At 71.2% G+C, this 4,992-nt stretch carries 5 protein-coding genes and 1 pseudogene; 4 read left to right on the top strand and 2 right to left on the bottom strand.

Going from position 1 to position 4,992, the window contains the following annotated elements:
* Together QM624_RS16315 and QM624_RS16310 are read left to right on the top strand one after the other, a co-directional pair.
* Positions 1–265 (top strand): annotated as a pseudogene (locus QM624_RS16315) (hypothetical protein); the annotation flags it as partial.
* A gap of 7 nt (positions 266–272) precedes the next feature.
* Positions 273–962 carry a hypothetical protein gene (locus QM624_RS16310; RefSeq protein WP_415093717.1) on the top strand — a complete coding sequence of 230 codons (690 nt, stop codon included), beginning with the start codon at positions 273–275 and terminating at the stop codon, positions 960–962.
* Positions 963–1,095: 133 nt separating this feature from the next.
* On the opposite strand, the gene QM624_RS16305 is transcribed toward QM624_RS16310, so the two are convergent.
* Both QM624_RS16305 and QM624_RS16300 read right to left on the bottom strand, forming a co-directional pair.
* Positions 1,096–2,502 carry an NAD(P)H-quinone dehydrogenase gene (locus tag QM624_RS16305; protein ID WP_415093719.1) on the bottom strand — a complete coding sequence of 469 codons (1,407 nt, stop codon included), beginning with the start codon at positions 2,500–2,502 and terminating at the stop codon, positions 1,096–1,098.
* 38 nt (positions 2,503–2,540) lie between these two features.
* Positions 2,541–3,425, bottom strand: coding sequence for an endo alpha-1,4 polygalactosaminidase (locus QM624_RS16300; RefSeq protein WP_415093715.1), 885 nt, complete (start codon positions 3,423–3,425; stop codon positions 2,541–2,543).
* 64 nt (positions 3,426–3,489) lie between these two features.
* Between QM624_RS16300 and QM624_RS16295 the strand changes: the two genes are divergently transcribed.
* Together QM624_RS16295 and QM624_RS16290 are read left to right on the top strand one after the other, a co-directional pair.
* The gene (locus QM624_RS16295) at positions 3,490–3,933 is read left to right on the top strand and encodes a hypothetical protein (RefSeq protein WP_415093713.1); all 444 of its coding nucleotides are present in this window, start codon (positions 3,490–3,492) and stop codon (positions 3,931–3,933) included.
* A 106-nt stretch (positions 3,934–4,039) separates the two neighbouring features.
* Entirely contained in the window at positions 4,040–4,831 is a 792-nt protein-coding gene (locus tag QM624_RS16290) for a purine-nucleoside phosphorylase (protein WP_415093711.1), read from the top strand.
* Positions 4,832–4,992: the final 161 nt, after the last annotated feature.

The raw sequence follows: 4,992 nt of genomic DNA, 5'->3' as shown, positions 1-4,992 counted from the left end.
GCGCCGTCCGCCCTGCTTCTTCAACCCCGGCCACGGCCCGTCGGCCACCAACGTCAGCTGGCAGCGCCGCAGCGTGCCGGCCTGCGCCGCCGATGCCGCTCGCATCGAGGCCGGCGCCGACCCTTACATTCGCACCGTAGAGCGCGACAATCGCCGGGTGCCCTACTGGGAGGGCGGACCGGCCTACGCCGGCTGGGCGGATGGCTACTACGCCTCCTGGCGCGGCGACGGGCTGGTGGCCGACATCGGCCGGAACAATCTCTGACCGGCCGATGGCTCGTGCGCCGCGCCGCCTGACGCCGACCCGGGCGGCGTTGGCCGGAGCCCTGGCCGCGCTGCTCGCCGGCTGCACCTCACCCATCATCGACTTCGACCCGGCGCCGACGACGAGCCCGGCGGGCTTTCCCTGCCCGGCGGCCGCGACCCCTGCCTCGACGTCACCGCAGGCGGTCGTCCGCGACGGCCGGGTGCAGATCGGCAAGGTGTCCTACCCGGTCGCTCCCGCGCCGTACGGGCCGCCGTCCAATCTCGAATACATGGCGTTCGGCAACCTGGTCGGGTCGCAGCACGCCTCGGTGGAGGCTCCCCAGGCCAACAGCATGGGCTGGGACTCGGTGGTCGCCCTGGCCAGGCTGAGTTCGGTGGACGGCGTCTGGGGCGGGCAGAGAGCGGCCGAGGTGGTGAGCCAGTGTTCGCTGTCGATGACCTGGCGCGGCATCGACTACCACCCCGAGGTGCGCCGCGACCAGGAACTGACCGTCGACGGCCACCCCGGCTGGATCCGGATCACCGACCTGAGCTTCACCGTGCCCGGCATCCGCGCCACCAGGGAGGTGCAGACGGTCATCGCCGTCCAGGTCGGTGACGAGAGCTACGCCTACCTCAGCTACCTGCCCAACACCGCGGAGAACCTGAAGGCGACCCTGGACGCCACCCGCGAGGGCCTGCGCGTCGACGACTGACCCGCTCCCATAACCCCCTCCCTAACTATCTCTGCCCTCCCGCATGTGGGAGGGCAGAGATAGTTAGGGAGGGCCCTGCCGGGCAGGGCGTGGAGGCGGAGGTGCCTGCGGAGAGGTGAACTCAGGCAGAGGGTCAGTAGGTGACGGACTCCAGCGCGCCGCTGTGCAGCCGGCGGGCGGCCTCGGCGATCGAGCCGGTCAGCGACGGGTACACGGTGAAGCTCTCAGCGACCTGGTCGACGGTCAGCTTCTCGCGGACGGCCAGCGACAGTGCCTCGATCAGTTCGCTGGCGATCGGGGCCACCACCACGCCGCCGATCACGATCCGGGTGGTGGGCAGGCAGAAGATCTTCACGAAGCCGTCGGCGATGCCGCGCATCTTGGCCCGCGGGTTGGTGTGCAGCGGCAGCATCACCGCAGAGCCGGCGACCACCCCGGAGTCGAGTTCGGCCTGGCTGACGCCGACGGTGGCGATCTCGGGCGCGGTGAACACGTTGGCGGCGACGGTGCGCAGGTCGAGCGGGCCGACGGCGTCGCCGAGCGCATGCCACATGGCGATCCGTCCCTGCATGGCGGCCACGGAGGCCAGCGGGAACACGCCGGTGCAGTCGCCCGCCGCGTAGACGCCGCGGGCACGAGTGCGGGAGACCTTGTCGACCCGGATGTAGCCGCGCTCGTCGAGTTCGACGCCGGCCGATTCCAGACCGATGCCGGCGGTGTTGGGTGTGGAGCCGACGGCCATCAGGCAATGCGATCCGGTGACGGTTCGCCCGTCGGCCAGTTCGACCACCACCTCGTCGCCGACCACCCGGGCGGCCTGCGCGCGGGAGCGGGACAGGATGGTCATGCCGCTGCGTTCGAACACCTGCTGGACGACGCGGCCGGCGTCGGCGTCCTCGCCGGGCAGCACCTGATCGCGCGAACTGACCAGGACGACGTCCGCCCCGAGCGCGTTGTAGGCGCTGGCGAACTCCGCCCCGGTCACCCCGGAGCCGACCACGATCAGCCGTTTCGGCAGCTCGCTCAGCCCGTACAACTGCGTCCAGGTCAGGATGCGCTCGCCGTCCGGGCGGGCGGCGGGGAGTTCACGCGGGGTGGTGCCGGTGGCGAGCAGGATGATGTCGGCGCGCAGCCGCTCCTCGCCGTCGGCGGTGCTGGCGACCACCCACTCGGTGCCGTCGAGGCGTCCGCTGCCTTCGATCAGCCGGACGCCCTCGGCCTCCAGCCGGCTCCGGATGTCGCCGGACTGGGCCGCGGCGAGCCGCAGCACCCGCTCGTTGACCGCGGCCAGGTCGACCCGGAACGCTCCGGCGAGGTCCTCGGCGCCATCGAGCCGCAGCCCCAGGGCATGGGCGCCGCGCAGGGTGGTCATCACCTCGGCGGTCGCGATCAGGGTCTTGGACGGCACCACGTCGGTCAGCACCGCAGATCCACCAGGGCCACGGCGCTCGATGAGGGTGACCCGTCCGCCCAGCTGGCTGGCCACCAGTGCCGCTTCGTAGCCGCCGGGACCGCCGCCGATGATCACCACGTCCGTCACGACGGGCATTCTTGCATCCGCCGTCCGAAACGACCCGCTCAGCACCGCCGGTTCACATAGTCGTCATCGCCGGGCAGCGTCAGTTGCCGGTCGCGGCGAACGATCATCAACCCGGGATGATCGCGACACCCGGCGGCGAACGGCCGGTCGCGATACTCGATGACGTACACCCGGTCGCCGTAGACGGCGGTGTAGTCCGCGCATTCGGCGTACTGGTTGCATTCTTCGGCGATCGCGAAGTCGGTGCCGAGCTCCCTCGCCCGCGGCAACAGTTCGGTGGAGTTCTTCTGCGCCGACGCCAAGCCATGGGCGTGGGCGATCGCCGAGAACCTCGCCATCATCGCCACGTTGTCGGCCCGGGACAGCAAACCCTGGGAGCGGGCGTAGCTGTCCAGGTTGTCGATCTCGAGCGCGTCGAACCCGGACCGTGCGCAGCCTTCGATCCACTGCCCGACCAGACCCGCGATGGCTTCGCGATTGGCCTCGGTGCGGGTGTCCAGCAGCCATTCGTCCCAATCGCCGTCGACAACCGGCTGCCTGTCGGCATCGCGGAGCAGCAGGCCGGGGTGCTCGTCGCGCCAGAACCGTTTCTGTTCGGGCTGGGTCTGGAACCCGTTGACGTAGCAGATCGAGTAAGCGCCCTTCGCGGGCCGGTCGGCACGATCCCGGCTGACCACGGTCACCCCGGCGGGCAGCGGGTAGCTGCCGCTCAGTTGACAGTCGAACTCGCCCGTGGTGGGCGGGAGTCGCACCGAGCCGGACGGCGACGGATCGGACGCCGTGGCCGCGGACGCACTGGGTGAGGCGGCGGGTGGCGCGTTCGTCGACGTGTCGGTAGCGGCGCAGCCGACGAGCATCATCATGGACGCCGCCAGCAGCCAACGGGCCCGCCCGGTGTTCGTGGATCGCGCGGCGAGGCTCATTCAACGATGCTGGCACAGCCGAGCACGGCCACCGACCAGCCCGGCCACCGATTAGGCTCATCGGGTGCCCCGTGATCGTTCGCTGCTGACCGTCGGCGTGCTGTGCGGCGTCCTGGTGCTGGTGGCGGTGCTGATGATCGCCCTCGGCCTGCCCGAGCAGACCCTGCTGCAGCAGCGTCTGCTGCAGCTGTATTCGGTGCCGTTGTCCGGCGCGCTGGCGCTGGGCGTGGTCCATCTGGCCGGCAAGCTGCCCAGCCTGAACACCGCGACCCGGGTGGTGCTCGGGGTGGCCGCCGCGGCCTGCGCGCTGGGCGTGGCCGGAATGGCCGTCGGCCTGCTGCTGGGCATGGACGGCCTGCTGCCGGCCGCCCAGGCGGTGATGTGGCTCAGCCTCGGCTTCGCTTTGCTCTGGCTGGTCGCCCAACTGCCGCGCCGCACCGATCGCCGGACGTTCGGGCTGCGGCCGATCGACGACGACGAGGACGCCGACGAGCCCGAGCAGAACTGAGCCGCGGCGTCGCTGAACGCCGGTATCGCGGAACCCGAAGGAACTGTCCCGTCGGCCTTCCCAGCGTGTCCTCGAACCTGTCGGTGCGGAGCGATATCGTCGCCGGATGGACGATCCCTACGCCCTCGCCGCCGATGCCGCGGACGCCCTGCGCAACCGATTCGGCATCGACCGGATCGACCTGGCGCTGGTGTTGGGTTCCGGGTGGGCGCAGGCATCGCAAGGCCTCGGCGAGCCGATCGACGAGTGCCCTTTGGAGGACCTGCCGGGCTTCTCCGCACCGGTGGTCGCCGGGCACGGCGGCGCGTTGCGCCTGGTCCGGACGGCGTCGGGATCAGTGGCTGCGATCTTCACCGGACGCACCCACCTCTACGAGGGACGCGGCGTCGCCCCGGTGGTGCACGGAGTGCGCACCGCCGCGGCCGCCGGGGCCTCCACACTGGTGCTCACCAACGGCTGCGGCGGCATCACGCACTCCCCCGGTGCGCCGGTGCTGATCGCCGACCAGATCAACCTGACCGGCGCGACCCCCCTTGTCGGGCCACGTTTCGTCGATCTCACCCAGATGTACAGCCCGCGACTGCGTGCCCTGGCCAAAGCTGTCGACCCGAGCTTGACCGAAGGCATCTACTGCCAGTTCCATGGGCCCGCCTACGAAACACCCGCAGAGGTGCAGATGGCCAGAGTGATCGGCGGCACCCTGGTCGGCATGTCCACCGCACTCGAAGCGATCGCCGCCCGCGAGGCCGGCTCGGAGGTGCTCGGCATCTCGCTGGTCACCAACGCGGCCGCCGGTATCGCGTCCGAGCCGTTGTCGCACGCCGACGTGGTCGAGGCCGGACGCGCCGCGCAGCCCCGGCTGCGCGGGCTGCTGGCCGGGCTGCTGGAGCGACTGTGATCAGCGAGGACCTGGAGGCCGCGATCACGGCCTGGCTGGCCGACGATCCGGACGCGGCGACCCAGCTGGCGCTGATCCACCTGCGCGACCGGGCCCGGGACGGTGACCCGGCGGCAAGCGCCGAGCTCGCCGACGCCTTCGCCGGACCGCTCGCGTTCGGC

This window comes from Micropruina sp. (genome assembly GCF_047606365.1).
In the GTDB taxonomy this organism is placed as follows: domain Bacteria; phylum Actinomycetota; class Actinomycetes; order Propionibacteriales; family Propionibacteriaceae; genus Micropruina.
The sequence above is the reverse complement of the archived record's forward strand: the minus strand, read 5'-3'. Positions and strand labels throughout refer to the sequence as shown.